At 64.0% G+C, this 13,380-nt stretch carries 16 protein-coding genes; 11 read left to right on the top strand and 5 right to left on the bottom strand.

Annotated features, from left to right (window positions below; translation table 11 throughout):
• The first annotated feature begins 5 nt into the window (after positions 1-5).
• From A3E1_RS0104775 to A3E1_RS0104790, 4 genes are all read left to right on the top strand, one after another.
• Positions 6-2,012, top strand: coding sequence for a prolyl oligopeptidase family serine peptidase (locus tag A3E1_RS0104775; protein WP_020519600.1), 2,007 nt, complete (start codon positions 6-8; stop codon positions 2,010-2,012).
• Positions 2,013-2,095: 83 nt separating this feature from the next.
• Positions 2,096-2,875, top strand: coding sequence for a class I SAM-dependent methyltransferase (locus A3E1_RS0104780; protein ID WP_020519601.1), 780 nt, complete (start codon positions 2,096-2,098; stop codon positions 2,873-2,875).
• A 22-nt stretch (positions 2,876-2,897) separates the two neighbouring features.
• Positions 2,898-3,311 carry a VOC family protein gene (locus A3E1_RS0104785; protein WP_020519602.1) on the top strand — a complete coding sequence of 138 codons (414 nt, stop codon included), beginning with the start codon at positions 2,898-2,900 and terminating at the stop codon, positions 3,309-3,311.
• Between the two features lie 104 nt (positions 3,312-3,415).
• Positions 3,416-4,348 carry a trypsin-like serine peptidase gene (locus A3E1_RS0104790; protein WP_020519603.1) on the top strand — a complete coding sequence of 311 codons (933 nt, stop codon included), beginning with the start codon at positions 3,416-3,418 and terminating at the stop codon, positions 4,346-4,348.
• Here the strand turns inward: A3E1_RS0104790 and rnhA are convergent.
• A complete protein-coding gene (gene rnhA, locus A3E1_RS0104795) occupies positions 4,345-4,833 on the bottom strand; it encodes a ribonuclease HI (protein WP_020519604.1) in 489 nt (162 codons plus the stop codon). The genes A3E1_RS0104790 and rnhA overlap by 4 nt on opposite strands.
• An 81-nt stretch (positions 4,834-4,914) precedes the next feature.
• Between rnhA and A3E1_RS0104800 the strand changes: the two genes are divergently transcribed.
• Genes A3E1_RS0104800 through A3E1_RS0104825 form a run of 6 tightly spaced genes read left to right on the top strand, consistent with a single transcriptional unit; the run spans position 4,915 to position 9,726 of the window.
• A complete protein-coding gene (locus A3E1_RS0104800) occupies positions 4,915-5,670 on the top strand; it encodes an ABC transporter ATP-binding protein (protein WP_026208087.1) in 756 nt (251 codons plus the stop codon).
• Positions 5,657-6,322 carry an ABC transporter ATP-binding protein gene (locus tag A3E1_RS0104805; RefSeq protein WP_020519606.1) on the top strand — a complete coding sequence of 222 codons (666 nt, stop codon included), beginning with the start codon at positions 5,657-5,659 and terminating at the stop codon, positions 6,320-6,322. The genes A3E1_RS0104800 and A3E1_RS0104805 overlap by 14 nt, the downstream gene beginning before the upstream one ends.
• Positions 6,323-6,328: 6 nt before the next feature.
• Positions 6,329-7,573: an ABC transporter substrate-binding protein gene (locus tag A3E1_RS0104810; RefSeq protein ID WP_020519607.1), complete on the top strand. Its 1,245-nt coding sequence runs from the start codon at positions 6,329-6,331 to the stop codon at positions 7,571-7,573.
• On the top strand, positions 7,573-8,427 hold the full coding sequence (locus A3E1_RS0104815) for a branched-chain amino acid ABC transporter permease (RefSeq protein WP_020519608.1): 855 nt from the start codon (positions 7,573-7,575) through the stop codon (positions 8,425-8,427). The genes A3E1_RS0104810 and A3E1_RS0104815 overlap by 1 nt, the downstream gene beginning before the upstream one ends.
• On the top strand, positions 8,424-9,335 hold the full coding sequence (locus tag A3E1_RS38950) for a branched-chain amino acid ABC transporter permease (RefSeq protein WP_020519609.1): 912 nt from the start codon (positions 8,424-8,426) through the stop codon (positions 9,333-9,335). Before A3E1_RS0104815 ends, A3E1_RS38950 begins: the two co-directional genes overlap by 4 nt.
• 10 nt (positions 9,336-9,345) lie before the next feature.
• Complete coding sequence (locus tag A3E1_RS0104825; RefSeq protein WP_026208089.1) at positions 9,346-9,726, top strand: DUF4345 domain-containing protein; 381 nt, start codon at positions 9,346-9,348, stop codon at positions 9,724-9,726.
• Here A3E1_RS0104825 and A3E1_RS0104830 read toward each other — a convergent pair.
• From A3E1_RS0104830 to A3E1_RS0104840, 3 genes are read right to left on the bottom strand one after another with little or no spacing between them, the layout of a single operon-like run.
• A complete protein-coding gene (locus tag A3E1_RS0104830; protein WP_020519611.1) occupies positions 9,723-10,346 on the bottom strand; it encodes a response regulator in 624 nt (207 codons plus the stop codon). The two genes, A3E1_RS0104825 and A3E1_RS0104830, sit on opposite strands and share 4 nt — an antisense overlap.
• Positions 10,343-11,389 (bottom strand): sensor histidine kinase, encoded by a 1,047-nt coding sequence (locus A3E1_RS0104835; protein ID WP_026208090.1) that lies wholly within the window; start codon positions 11,387-11,389, stop codon positions 10,343-10,345. Before A3E1_RS0104835 ends, A3E1_RS0104830 begins: the two co-directional genes overlap by 4 nt.
• On the bottom strand, positions 11,386-11,943 hold the full coding sequence (locus A3E1_RS0104840) for a hypothetical protein (RefSeq protein ID WP_020519613.1): 558 nt from the start codon (positions 11,941-11,943) through the stop codon (positions 11,386-11,388). Before A3E1_RS0104840 ends, A3E1_RS0104835 begins: the two co-directional genes overlap by 4 nt.
• 412 nt (positions 11,944-12,355) lie before the next feature.
• On the opposite strand from A3E1_RS0104840, the gene A3E1_RS0104845 reads away from it, so the two are divergent.
• A complete protein-coding gene (locus A3E1_RS0104845) occupies positions 12,356-12,649 on the top strand; it encodes a hypothetical protein (RefSeq protein WP_020519614.1) in 294 nt (97 codons plus the stop codon).
• Here A3E1_RS0104845 and A3E1_RS0104850 read toward each other — a convergent pair.
• Positions 12,646-13,350 carry a suppressor of fused domain protein gene (locus A3E1_RS0104850; protein ID WP_020519615.1) on the bottom strand — a complete coding sequence of 235 codons (705 nt, stop codon included), beginning with the start codon at positions 13,348-13,350 and terminating at the stop codon, positions 12,646-12,648. The genes A3E1_RS0104845 and A3E1_RS0104850 overlap by 4 nt on opposite strands.
• Positions 13,351-13,380 lie beyond the last annotated feature (30 nt).

Below are 13,380 nucleotides of genomic sequence, written 5' to 3' on the forward strand. Positions count from 1 at the left end.
GCATAGTGACTGAGGTAGCCGACGAGTATCTCTGGCTTGAGGACGTTGAGGGACAAGCCGCGCTGGAATGGGTCCGCGAACGCAACGCGGAAACGGTGGCCGAGCTAGCCCAAAGCGACGCGTTCCGCGAGCGGCAGGAAGAGCTGCTTGAGGTCCTCGACAGCGACGACCGCATCCCCTATCCCGCCTGGCGCGGCGAGCACTTCTACAGCTTCTGGCGCGATGCCACCAACCCGCGCGGGCTGTGGCGGCGCACCACATTGGACGAATACCGCAAAGACGATCCCGCCTGGGAAATCCTCATCGACGTCGACGCGTTAGCGGCGCAAGAGGGCCAAAACTGGGTATGGAACGACGTCATCGTCTTGCGCCCCAGCTATGCGCGTGCCCTGATCTGCCTGTCCCACGGCGGGTCTGACGCCGCCATCATGCGCGAATTCGACTTGCGCACCAAGGCTTTCGTGCCCGGCGGGTTCACCCTGCCCGAGGCCAAACATCGCCTGAGCTGGATCGACGAAGACCATCTGTTCGTGGGAACAGACTTCGGCGACGGGTCGCTGACCGACTCCGGCTACCCGAGGGTCGTCAAGCGATGGAAACGCGGCACGCCATTGAGCGACGCCGAAACCGTGTTCGAGGGCGAGCACCGTGACGTTTCCGCCCGCGGTTTCCACGACCCCGAGCCCGGCTTCGAGCGCAGCTTCCTGCGCCGCAGCGTGGACTTCTTCAGCGGCAAGAGCTATCTCCTCGACGCTGCCGGGCAGCCCGTGCCCATCGAGGTGCCCGACGACTCGCAATGGGAAGTGCACCGCGAGTGGATGCTGATCCGCCCACGCACAGACTGGCTGGGACACCCGGCCGGCTCCTTGCTCGCCGTCAACTTCGACGAATTCATCGCCGGGTCCCGCGAACTGTCCGTCATCTACACTCCAGACGACCACTCGTCGCTTTACTCCTGGGCGTGGACCAAGAACCATCTCATCGTCAGCCTGCTCGTCGACGTGCTCAGCCGCCTCGAAGTGCACACACCGTCAAACGGTGGCTGGACGCGCCAACCACTGCCAGGAGTTCCCGCCTATGGGCACAGCTGGATCGTCGACACCGACCCCGACCAGTCCGACTCCTACCTCATCGCCTCGTCGGAGTTCCTCAGCCCACCATCGCTCCACTTAGGACACATTGGCGGCGGCGAGCCCGAGTTGCTCAAGCAAGCGCCGGCTTTCTTTGACAGCACAGGAATGACAGTCCGCCAGTTCTTCGCGACCTCCGCCGACGGGACGAAGGTGCCCTACTTCGTCGTCGGTGGCGACCGGGTCGGGCCGGTGCTGCTGACCGGCTACGGCGGCTTTGACGTCTCCCGCACCCCTGACTACGACGGGACACTGGGCCGGGGCTGGCTCGCCCGCGGCGGCGTCTACGTCCTGGCCAACATCCGCGGCGGCGGCGAATACGGGCCGCGCTGGCACCTGGCCGCCCTGCGCGAGAAACGCCCACGGGCCTATGAGGACTTCGCCGCCGTCGCCGCCGACCTGGTCGAACGGGGCATCGCCTCCCGTGAGCAGATCGGCATCGACGGCGGAAGCAATGGCGGATTGCTCACCGGGAACATGCTCACGGGGTACCCGCAAATGTTTGGCGCCGTTGTCATTCGCGTCCCGTTGCTCGACATGCGGCGCTTCCACAAGCTGCTAGCCGGAGCGTCGTGGATGGCCGAATACGGTGATCCGGACAACCCCGAGGATTGGGCCTTCATCCGCGGTTTCTCGCCCTATCACAACGTTTCCCGCGACGCGTCCTATCCGCCGGTTCTCCTGATCACGTCCACTCGCGACGACCGGGTCCACCCTGGACACGCCCGCAAGATGACCGCCCGCCTGCGCGAGTTCGGCCACGACGTGTCCTATTACGAGAACATCGAAGGCGGCCACGGCGCCGCCGCCGACAACGAGCAAGCAGCGTTCTTGACCGCCTTGAAGTACCAATTCCTCTGGGAGACATGTTCAGGGATATAGGTCTTTCGCTCTATTGTTGAGCCGCACATCAAGCGCCATGCTGGGGAAATTGTATTTGGGGTGCGCTTGATGGGAGAAAAGCAATGGCGGATGACTCCGCGGCATTGGCGTGGAACTGGGAGGATCCGGAAGGTTTAACGGCCTTAGTGGATACCTTTACGGTCGATCTCGCCAAATGCGAAAAGCTCGAACTGGTCGCTGAGGCACCGCTTTTCACCCGGGAAGTGCTGCAAGGCATAGGCGTTACCGGAATCGAGTTCGCGCAGTTCAAGACGGATCATCCGGCTGGGCTCGCCTCGGATATCGTCGGGCTCCACAATGGAGAGACGGCGACAAAGCGGGGTGGAATTTACCGCGTCGATGGGGCGGCGCTGTTTACCGAACTCGATATTAGTGAGCCACTGCCCATTGAAGACGGTGCCGTCGACTGGGTTTACGCCGAGCATTTGATCGAGCACGTGTCGCTAACGGCCGGGGTCGCGTGGCTCAAAGAGGTCCGCCGCATCCTGGCGCCAGGTGGCACCGTGCGGATCACGACGCCGGACCTGAAGGTCTACGCCCAGAGTTACGTCAACGGCGACGGGTTCTTCGGCAAGCACCGGCGCCGGATGAACATGGCACTGAGCGCAATCGCCCCGCCGATGCCGGCCCGGGGCGCGTTTATGTTCAACCAGCTGTTCTATGTCTACGGCCACAAGTGGATCTACGACGAGAACGAGCTGCGCTATGTGCTGGGTGAGGCCGGGTTCGCCGACGACGCCGTGCAGGTGCACGCCTACCGCAAGGGCGCGCGGCAAGACGTCGCCGACCTCGATCAGGTGCTTCGCAACGACGAGTCCATCTATATCGAAGCGACCGCCTAACGCTTGTCCTACGGTGAAAATCATGGCATCGATACTCAATCCGTACCTCAACTTCGCCGGTGACGCCCGGCAAGCGTTGGAGTTCTACAAAGACGTGCTCGGTGGCGAACTCAGACTGAACACCTACGGCGAGTACGGCGACCCCAGCGCGCCCGAGGCAAGCAACATCATGCACGGGCAGCTGGAGACGCCAAGTGGGTTCACCCTCATGGGCGCGGACACTCCGCCGGGCATGCCGCACAACCCGGGCAACAACATCACGGTGAGCCTCAGTGGTGAAGACGCCACCGAGTTGCGTGGCTACTGGGAGAAGCTGTCGAAAGGCGGCACCGTTTCCGTACCGCTGGAGAAGCAGATGTGGGGCGACGAGTTCGGCGCGTGCACCGACAAGTTCGGCATCCCATGGATGGTCAACATAGCCGGGCCGAAGGCGTAGACCGGCAGATTTAGCGGCGGTTCTGGCGGCAGAACAAATCATACATGTGAATATTCAGTTACCGTCGGGGACACCCTCTACACATAGATGGAGTGTGATCCCCGATGAACCGCACGCTTTGGCGTGGCGCGACCGTCATCCTGTCCGCCACCGCCGCCATCTTCGCCATGAGCACGGTAGCCACCGCCGCTACCACAACCGCTCAGGTGAGCGTCAGCGCTGCCGCTCAGCAGCGCGCGCAAAACTTCTGGACCGCCGAGCGGATGCGCTCCGCGCGCCCGCTTGACCTTCCGGTCGTCAACGCGTCACCGTCCCAGGTGGCCGTGGGCGCCCCCGCCGTCGTCGAGCCAATGGCCTTCCCCAACGGCGGTTCCGCCTGGACCGGTGGCGGCAACGTCGTCAAGACGACCGGCCGCGTGTTCTTCACCTACCAGGGACGGACCGCCTCCTGCTCCGGCAGCGCGGTCACCAGCACCAACAAGAGCACCATCATCACGGCCGGGCACTGCGTGAAGCTGGGTGGCGCCTTCCACACCAACTGGACGTTCGTCCCGGCGTACAACAACGGCAACGCCCCCTACGGCACCTGGGCCGCACGTCTGCTGCGCGCCACCCCGCAATGGGTCGCCAGCGAGAACATCAGCTACGACATCGGCGCCGCCGTCGTCAGCCAGCTCAACGGCGCCAGCCTGACCGATGTCGTTGGCGGGCAAGGAATCGCGTTCAACCAGGCCCGCGGGCAGAACATGTACGCCTTCGGCTATCCGGCCGCCTCGCCTTACAACGGCACGATCCTGATCTACTGCAGCGGCAAGGTGTTCAACGAGTTCCTCGGCACCGGAGGCATCGGCATGACCTGCAACATGACCGGCGGCTCCAGCGGCGGGCCGTGGTTCCTGCAGTTCAGCGAAGCCACTGGCAATGGAGTGCTCAATTCGGTGAACAGCTTCAAGTACAACTTCGCTCCGAACTGGATGTTCGGGCCGTACTTCGGCGCCGACGCCCAGAATCTTTACAACTCCGCCCAGGTCGCCTAGCGGCCGGACGCTGCCCGGTGCGCTACTGCTGGCGTGCCGGGCAGCGCTTCTTGCAGCCCACGGGTCGCCAGCTGATCGGCGCGCTCGTTTTCGGGATGTCCATTGTGGCCCTTGACCCAGAACCACTCCACCTGATGCCGGCCGGCCGCCTCGATGAGCCGCAACCACAGGTCAGCGTTTTTGACAGGTTCCTTCGCCGAGGTTTGCCACCCATTGGCCTTCCATTTTGGTACCCACTGAGTGATCCCGTTGCGCACATAAGTGCTGTCCGTATGCATCCGAACGAGTGACGGGCGCGTCAGGCTCTCCAGCGCGATGATCGGGGCGGTCAGCTCCATGCGGTTGTTCGTCGTGACCTCGGCTTCGCCACCGTAGAGCTCCTTTTCGTGCTCCCCGTAACGAAGCAGAGCACCCCAGCCGCCCGGTCCCGGGTTGGGACTGCAAGCGCCATCGGTGAAAATGTCCACGGCCCGCTGTTCCGACATTAGGGCACCATAACGAACCGCCTGTTTATGTGATCGTCCACCATGGCCCGCGTCACACGGCGGCTCATAGATTTCTGGCTCATGACACAGCCGTCAGCGCTCACCGCTCGTGGGTTAACCCGGGATTTCCGCGGCTTCCGTGCGGTCGACGCGGTGGACCTGTCCGTGGCGGCCGGTTCGGTGCACGCGCTCGTCGGGCCCAACGGCGCCGGCAAAACCACGCTGTTCAACCTGCTCACCGGGTTTCTCGCGCCGACCGCGGGACGCATCGAGGTGGCGGGCCGTGATGTGACGGGGTTGCCGCCGGAACGGGTCGCCCGGCTTGGTGTGGCTCGCTCGTTTCAGATCACGAGCTTGTTCGGGCAGCTGACCGCCACCGAGCACGTGGAACTCGCCCTGCAGAGCGATGGGTGGAAGTTCTGGCGGTCGGTCAAGTTGTTGCGACGGCACACTGCCCGAGCACATGAATTGCTCGACTTGGTGGGGCTGAGCGCCTCGCGAGACTCTAAAGCGGACAGTCTGGCCTATGGCCAGAAACGTGCGCTGGAACTCGCGCTCGCGTTGGCGTTGGAACCTACGGTCCTGCTGCTGGACGAGCCCACGGCGGGGATGGGCCTGGAAGATGTCGACCGCACCGTCGCCCTGATCGGTTCCGTTCGCGAAGGCAGGACCGTCGTCATGGTGGAACACAACATGAATGTGGTCGCAGCCCTGGCGGATCGCGTCACTGTGCTGCAAGCCGGCCGTGTGCTCGCCGAAGGGTCCTATGCCGACGTTCGCGCCGACGAGCGCGTCATCACCGCCTACCTCGGGAGCAGCGCCCATGCTGGACATTGAGAACCTGTCGGCCAGCTACGGCGAGGCCCAAGTGCTGCGCGGGGTCAGCATGTCCGCGGGCAAGGGCGAAGTGGTCACCCTCTGCGGCCGCAACGGCGCGGGCAAGACGACCCTGTTGCGGTGTGTCATGGGGCTGCTGCCTTACACAGGACGGGTTTCTTTAGACGGCAACGATTTAGCGCGCAAAGCGTCGTATCAGCGTGCCCGGCTGGGCGTGGGCTGGGTGCCCGACGATCGCGGAACCTACGCCACGCTGACCGTCGCCGAGAGCTTGTCGCTGCGGGTGTCCAAAGACGGCTGGCCGTTGCAGCGGGTCTACGACGCGTTTCCCAACCTGTACGCCCGCCGCGCTTCGGCGGCCACGAAACTGTCCGGCGGCGAACAGCAGATGCTCGCCCTCGCCCGCGTGCTGCGCATGGGATCACGGCTGATGCTGTGCGACGAACCGACCGAAGGACTTTCGCCGTTGCTCGTCGAGCAGGTCGGCGCGATTTTGCGCCAGGCCAAGGAACACGGCGTCACCGTGCTGCTCGTGGAACAGAATCTGCACTTCGCGGCCACCGTCGCGGACAAGTACTACCTGCTCGCCGAGGGCGAGGTCCGGCCCACCACGCCGGACGACAAAGAACTTCTTACCTATTTGGGAGTGTGAATATATATGCGCAGGTGGGCGATACTGTGTGCCGTCGCTTTAACCGCGGCCGCGGGATGTGGTGGTGGGGGACCGGCCGGGTCAGGGTCGGGCAAACTGAGCGACGGCAAAGTCGTCTTCGGTGTCCTCAACGACCAGTCCGGCGTCTACGCTCAGCTCAGCGGTAAGAACTCGGTAGAGGCCGTCGAGATGGCCATGGCTGACTACAAAGCCAAATATGGCGACAAGGCTGTGGTCAAGGAACTCGCCGTCGAATCGGTTGACCACCAGAACAAGCCTGACATCGCCAACGCCAAAGCCGCGGAACTCTACGACCGCAAGGCTGTCGACGCGATCCTTGACGTGCCAACGTCTTCGGCCGCTCTGAAGGTCGCCGACGTCGCCAAAGAGAAGAAGAAGCTCTACTTCAACATCACCGCCGCGACCACGGATCTGACGGGCAAGGCGTGTAACAAGTACACCTTCCACTACGCCTATGACACCTACATGCTCGCCAACGGGACGGGTAAAACCGTTACCGACCAAGGGGCGAAGAACTGGTACCTCGTCTACCCCGACTACCAGTTCGGCCAAGACATGACAGCCTCGTTCGAGGCGGCCATCAAGAAGGCGGGCGGCAGTGTCGTGGCCAAGGACCCGGCGCCGTTCCCGAACGCCTCCGGTGACTTCTCCACCTATCTGCTCAAGGCACCTAGCCTGACACCAAAACCCCACGTCCTGGGGACGATGCAAGCCGGTGCGGAACTGGTCGCTTTGGTCAAGCAGTACAACGAATTCAAGCTGCGGGAAAAGGGAGTCGGGCTGGCCGTCGGCCTGATGTTCCTGACCGACATCCACTCACTGACCCCAGACGCGTTGGCAGGCACGACCTACACCGACGCCTGGTACTGGAACTACGACCTCAAGAGCCGCGAGTTCGCTGACCGGTTCCAAAAGGAGACCGGCACGCGGCCGACCTTCGCCCACGCGGCCAACTACTCGGCGGCCATGCAATACCTGGAAGCCGTGCAAGCCACCGGCACCGACAACGCTGACGAGATCGTGAAGTACCTCGAAGGCCGCACTGTCGAAGACGTGTTCCTGCGCAACGGAAAGATCCGTGCCGAGGACCACCGTGTCGTGCACGACGCCTACCTCGCTCAGGTCAAGCCGTCCAAAGAGGTCGCCGAGCCCTGGGATTATGTCAAGGTGCTCAAGACGATCCCGGCCGCGGAAGCGTTCCGTGCCCCGTCGGCGGACTGCAAACTCTGATGGCACAGCACATCTTTAACGGCCTGGTCGGGGGGAGCTTCCTAGCTCTGGTCGCCCTCGGCCTGGCCGTTATCTTCGGGATGCTGCGGGTGGTGAACTTCGCCCACGGCGCGATCTACATGCTCGGGGCGTTCCTCGCCCTCAGCATGCCGTCGTTTTGGTGGGCGCTGATTCTGGTGCCCCTCGTGCTCGCGGCCGGTGGGATGGTCCTCGAGCGCACCCTCGTGCACCGGCTGGCCAAACTTGACCCGCTCTACAACTTTCTGCTCACGTTTGGCCTGACGCTGATTTTCCAGGACCTGGTGAAGTGGCGCTTCGGGGTGCAGTCCACGCCTTATCCCACGCCGGGCGGCCTGACGGGGTCGGTCGACTTCGGCGCGTTCGACTTTCCCGCGTACCGCGTCTTCGTGCTCGCGATGGCGGCACTGATCTGTTTTGGTGTGTGGTTCCTGTTGTCGCGTACCAGGGTTGGCCTGATCGTGCGCGCCAGCACGGAACGCCCCGAGCTCACGCAAGCACTCGGCATCAACGTCGGCCGCTGGGTCACGCCGGTGTTCGGTTTCGGCTGCGCCCTAGCCGGTCTCGCCGGAGTCCTCGCCGCACCGATGCGGGCCGTGCATCCGCTCATGGGCGCCGATCTCATCATCGTCGTGTTCGCGGTCGTGGTCATCGGCGGCCTCGGCTCCATCTTCGGCTCGGTCGCCGCGGCCTTCGTCATCGGAGTGCTGCAGGCGCTCAGTGAGGCCTATTTGGACAGTGCGCTCGTTTCGCAAATCCTGGTCTATCTGGTGATGGCCGTAGTGCTGCTGTGGCGGCCTTCCGGTTTGTTCGGGCGAGAGGAATCCCCGGCGTGAAACTCAAATGGATTCTGCTTCCGGCCGCGATCGTCTTCGCGTTGTGGCTGCCGTTCGGGCTTTACCCGGCGGTCGCGGTCGAAATCCTGTGCTGGGCGCTGTTCGCCGTGTCGATCGACCTTCTTCTGGGGTACGTGGGGCTGCTTTCCTTCGGCCACGCGGCGTTTTGGGGAGCTTCCGCTTATGCGACCGGCCTGATCGCTATCAACTGGGACTGGCCGTTTCCTTTGGCGGTGCTAAGCGGGGCAGTGGTCGCGACCCTTATCGCGGTGCCCGTTGGCTATCTCGCGGTCAAGCGCACCGGAATCTATTTCGCGATGGTGACGCTGGCGTTCGCGCAGATGGTTTATGTCATCGCCAACAAGTGGAGTTCACTGACCGGCGGTGAGAACGGGCTGCAAAGCGTGCCGCGCACCATCACGGACAACTTCTACTTCTACTACGCCGCATTGCCGATCGTCGTGCTGGGACTGTTGCTCGCCTGGCGGATCGTCCACTCGCCGTTTGGCCGTGTTCTTGTGGCGATCCGCGATAACCCTTCGCGGGCAAGGGCTCTGGGCTATCCGGTGCACCGCTACAAACTGCTCGCCTTCATGCTGTCGGCTTTCCTTGCCGGGCTGGGTGGGGGACTGTTCGCGATGGGACACCGTTTCGTCTCGCTGGACGTTCTGCATTGGACGACCTCCGGCAAGGCTGTCATCGTGGTCGTGCTCGGCGGCATCGGCACCTTGTGGGGCGGCGTGCTTGGCGCGGCCATCATCACGCGGCTCGAAGACTTCCTCTCGTTTTCCGGCTTCGACCAGATCGGCCTGGTGACCGGGGGCATCTTCGTCCTGGCCGTGTTGCTGTTCCGCGCTGGCGTATGGGGCACCCTCGCCAAAATCCCGGCCCGCCTATCGCGCAGGTAGTGTTGCCCGCGTGAGTCGTAGAGCCCTTCAAATCGTTCTGGCTGTGCTAGCCACGGTCGCGGTGGCCTCCGGGCTGGCTGGCATGCTCTTCGGGCCGGTGACGCTGCCCGATGGCGAGGCCGTGAACGCCACCGTCGACAGCGAGTACCGGTTCACCAACGCGTTCTGGTTCACCGCCGGACTGGTCGCCTGGTGGGCGGTGCCGCGCGTGGAGAAGGTCACGACCGTGCTGCGGGTGACACTCGGCGCGGTAGTCCTCGGCGGTTTTGCCCGGCTGATGGCGGTCGCCGCATCAGGCTGGCCACACTTTGTTTTCCGCATCGCCCTCGTCGTGGAACTCGTCGTGGTGCCGATCCTGCTGTGGTGGCAGAGCCGGATCCGCACCGACTAGATCAGGCCACGATCGCGGGCATAGAGAGCCGCCTGCGTCCGGTCACGCAGGCCCAGCCGTTCCAGCACTTTGGACAGATAGTTCTTCACCGTGCCCTCGGACAAGAACAGCTCGGCGGCGATCTCACGGTTCGTCAGGCCGCGCGCGACGAGTCTCAGCACCGCTAGCTCCCGCTCAGGTAACTCAACCGTGGGCTGGACCCGTGCCGTGAGAGCCTTCGTCACCAGCGCCGCGGCCGCCGGGTCGAGCGGGGTGATGCCGCGGTGCGCTAAGCGAACGGCATCAGCCAGCTCGCGAGACGGAAGGTCCTTGAGCAGATATCCGGTGGCACCCGCTTTCAGCGAGGCCACCACATATTCCTCGTCATCAAACGTCGTCAGCATGATGACCCGGATGCCCGGCTGCCGTTGCCGCAACGCGGTCACCGCGGCGACACCGTCCATGACCGGCATCCTGATGTCCATCAGCACCACATCCGGTTGCAGCGCAACAGCTTGCTCGATCGCTTCACGCCCATCGTTAGCGGTGCCAACGACATCGATCCCGTCCTGGAGGGCCAGCAGCGACGCGATGCCTTCCCGGATGAGCTGCTGATCATCCACCACCAGCACCCGGATCATCGGGGAATCCAAACCTTGACTCTGGTACCAGACACAGCCGCGTTTTCCAGCACTACCTGACCGCCTGCGGCACTCACGCGAGCCCGCATACTGCTTAGCCCGAATCCTTCCGCCGCACCGTTGAGCCCGTGCCCGTTGTCGGTCACCGTTAACTCGGCAAGCTCCGGGCCGAGATCCGCGCTGACACTGATCTTGGTCGCGTTGGCGTGCCGCCGGGCGTTGGTGATGCCTTCCTGCGCGGCGCGGTAGAGGATGGTGTGCACGCTTTCTGAGTACCCACCGGTGGTGTTGAAGGTTATGGAAACATCGGGTGCGGCGAGCCTGGGCAAGGCGGTGGCCAGATCGAACGGCCCGTCCCCGGAACGCATGGTGCGCACGGACTCCCGGACTTCGGCCAAAGCGAGTTTCGCCGACTTCGCGGCATCCTTGACCGCACGGTCGGCCTCACTGGCGTCCCGGTCGCGGTAAGCGGCCGCCTTCTCCAGCAGCACCACCACCGCGGTGAGATGGTGCCCAAGGTCGTCGTGGATATCGCGGGCCATTTTCTGCCGCTCCGCCGCAGCGGACAGGCGAGCGATTTCCTTGCGGCCCTTGCGTTCCTCGACGGCTACCGCCGCCATCGCGATGGCGAGCACAATCCCGATGCCGAACATGAGGAGATCGGACAGACTCTCCACATTGGAGTACCAACGCGGTTGCGTCGCCATGAACACGATGAGACAACCCGCCCCAAGAGCGACGCTGACCGCCCGGCCATACGTGAAATAGGCGAGGAACGGCACCAAAACGAACAGCACCCGCGACAGTCCCGAACCATCGGCGTAGGACACCGCCACGAAAAGCACAGCCTGCCCCGTGAGCACGACTCCCGCGTTGAGCCTGCGCGCGGCGGGCAACTCCAGGGCTGCCAACGCTGCCAGGGCACCAAGAAACAACGGCAGGCGGGTGTCGCCTAACCCGGCCGCCCCGGCATAAAGCCCAGCGGCCAGGACCGCTCCGTAGAGCAGCGGCGACACCCACGCAACGGGCCTGTCTGACGTCACGGCATCGAGACTACGGCGGCCCGGCGCCAGACCACGACTGACAGCCAGATAACGCTTGCCGCACCGATGACGTGCAGCCCACTAGTCAGCACCGTGTCCGGCAACGACGCGAACACCGCTAGCAGGGGCAGCGCCGTGAAGTAGCCGATGACGGGCAGTTTCGGGAACACTTTCGCCTTGAGCATCGAGATGCCAAACAGAATCGTGCCGAGGACGAAAACCGCCGCACAGCTGAGGATCGCTACCTTTGTTGGCATCGGCACCGTCGTGACGTCCAAGAAGAACAGCACGAGGTTGAGCGAGAAAGCCACTCCCGCGAACAACCCGAGCCCGATGACGTTCGCCAGATACGCGAACCCTCCGAAACTGCCCGCTTCTTTGCGCTGAAGCAAATACATTGCCGTCAACGCCGGCGCCCCAAACGCCGCTCCCAGCCCGACCACGAAACTCGTCGCCCCCGTCTCACCGGTCACCGACTCAACAGCACCCGGCACCCCGAGCGACAACCCCAGCACCACACCGCAAACCGCACCGGCTCGCATCATTTCCTTCATGCCACGGACGCTACGAATCCATCCCGCCAGCGGTCAGTGCCATCCGGCCAACATCGCCTTAGCCAGACGTCACCTGCTTCACCCCCGCCCGCGCCGCGCTTGCCGGCCGCTTCCGCGCCGCTTCTGCTTCCGCTGCCGTGGCGGGGATCTTGAACTGTGATCCACAGCCCGAAAAGGGTGATCCAATGGCCTGCTGGGCACACCCTTTGGGCTGTGGATCACGTCCCAACATCCACATCCATGCGGTTGTCATCGATGTCCTGCAGTCAAACCGGCGCACCCCCCCCACAACTAGGGCACATGCGTGTCCAAGCCGGACATGGAGTCGTCCAGGGACGCTGATCCACATCCACAAGTGAGATCCACAGCCCGGCAGACGTGATCAAACTGCCTGTGGATCACGTCCCAAGGGATGTCGATCGCGCAAATGGATGTGGATCACGATGAACCCGTCACTGAGACGGCGCAGGACGAGGTGCGACGTGTGGCGCGGTACGGCGGCAAAACAGAAGCGGCGGTCAGCGGAAACGGCGCAAGCAGAAGCGGCGGTCAGCGGAAACGGCGCAAGCAGAAGCGGCGGCATGCGGAAGCCGCGGCAAAACAGAAGCGGCGGCAGGCGGAAAGCGGCGCATGCGGAAGCGCGTGGGCAGAAGCGGTGTGGGCAGAAGCGGTGTGGGTGAAGGTGGGAAGGAAGGGGGTGGGCTAGACGGCTGAGGGGCGGGTGGGGGAGAAGAGTTCGCTGATCTCGACGGTTGCCAGGGCGTCGAGGAGGGCGTCGGTGCCGGAGCGGACCTTGAGGGCGACCTCTGCCGGGTGTAGCGGCACCAGGGCGAGCAGGGAAATGTCCTTTCCCGACTCGGTCTTGATGACGTGCGCCGACGGGTCGCAGCGCAACATTGGTGCCACGAGGGCGCCAGCGAACGGGACGCCTGGCAGGTAAGGCGAAGGCGGATCTCCGTTGGGCACAGAATGCCACAGGCCGATCCACGTGTTGTATTCGTGGGGCAGGCGGGCGATCGACTTCAGCAGGCCTATCGGCCAGTAGTTGCGGTCTTCACGGAACGTGTCGCCACTTAGCTCCCAGTCGGCGGGCAGGCAGAGCATCAGCTCGGCGTAGGGGCTGTCGTTTGCCTCAGCGGGCACCGACATCGCCAGGTCGCTCATGCCGTCGGTGACAAGAGTGTAGAACGGCCGTTCCGCCGTAGGCGTGACCACGTGAATGTCGATGCGCACCAGATCGGAAGCCAGCTCGTGCCAGACGTAGGAGATGGGACCGAAGTGGTGGGTGACATGCTGGCCGATCGCTTCAACGGCATAAGGGTCAGGCTCGGCGGCAGGCACCCACTGCTGGTCCCGCGGGGCGTGACGAAGGACGCCCGAACCCTGAGGAGCGTCAGAAGATCCCATACCGCGCACCATAAACGCCACTCGACACGT

Source organism: Catelliglobosispora koreensis DSM 44566, assembly GCF_000379685.1.
GTDB lineage: Bacteria > Actinomycetota > Actinomycetes > Mycobacteriales > Micromonosporaceae > Catelliglobosispora > Catelliglobosispora koreensis.

Coding starts and splice junctions, on each gene's coding strand:
- A3E1_RS0104780 (WP_020519601.1), top strand. CDS start 2,096: ATGGCGGATGACTCCGCGGCATTGGCGTGGAACTGGGAGGATCCGGAA.
- A3E1_RS0104785 (WP_020519602.1), top strand. CDS start 2,898: ATGGCATCGATACTCAATCCGTACCTCAACTTCGCCGGTGACGCCCGG.
- A3E1_RS0104790 (WP_020519603.1), top strand. CDS start 3,416: ATGAACCGCACGCTTTGGCGTGGCGCGACCGTCATCCTGTCCGCCACC.
- rnhA (WP_020519604.1), bottom strand. CDS start 4,833: ATGTCGGAACAGCGGGCCGTGGACATTTTCACCGATGGCGCTTGCAGT.
- A3E1_RS0104800 (WP_026208087.1), top strand. CDS start 4,915: ATGACACAGCCGTCAGCGCTCACCGCTCGTGGGTTAACCCGGGATTTC.
- A3E1_RS0104805 (WP_020519606.1), top strand. CDS start 5,657: ATGCTGGACATTGAGAACCTGTCGGCCAGCTACGGCGAGGCCCAAGTG.
- A3E1_RS0104810 (WP_020519607.1), top strand. CDS start 6,329: ATGCGCAGGTGGGCGATACTGTGTGCCGTCGCTTTAACCGCGGCCGCG.
- A3E1_RS0104815 (WP_020519608.1), top strand. CDS start 7,573: ATGGCACAGCACATCTTTAACGGCCTGGTCGGGGGGAGCTTCCTAGCT.
- A3E1_RS0104830 (WP_020519611.1), bottom strand. CDS start 10,346: ATGATCCGGGTGCTGGTGGTGGATGATCAGCAGCTCATCCGGGAAGGC.
- A3E1_RS0104840 (WP_020519613.1), bottom strand. CDS start 11,943: ATGAAGGAAATGATGCGAGCCGGTGCGGTTTGCGGTGTGGTGCTGGGG.
- A3E1_RS0104845 (WP_020519614.1), top strand. CDS start 12,356: ATGTCGATCGCGCAAATGGATGTGGATCACGATGAACCCGTCACTGAG.
- A3E1_RS0104850 (WP_020519615.1), bottom strand. CDS start 13,350: ATGGGATCTTCTGACGCTCCTCAGGGTTCGGGCGTCCTTCGTCACGCC.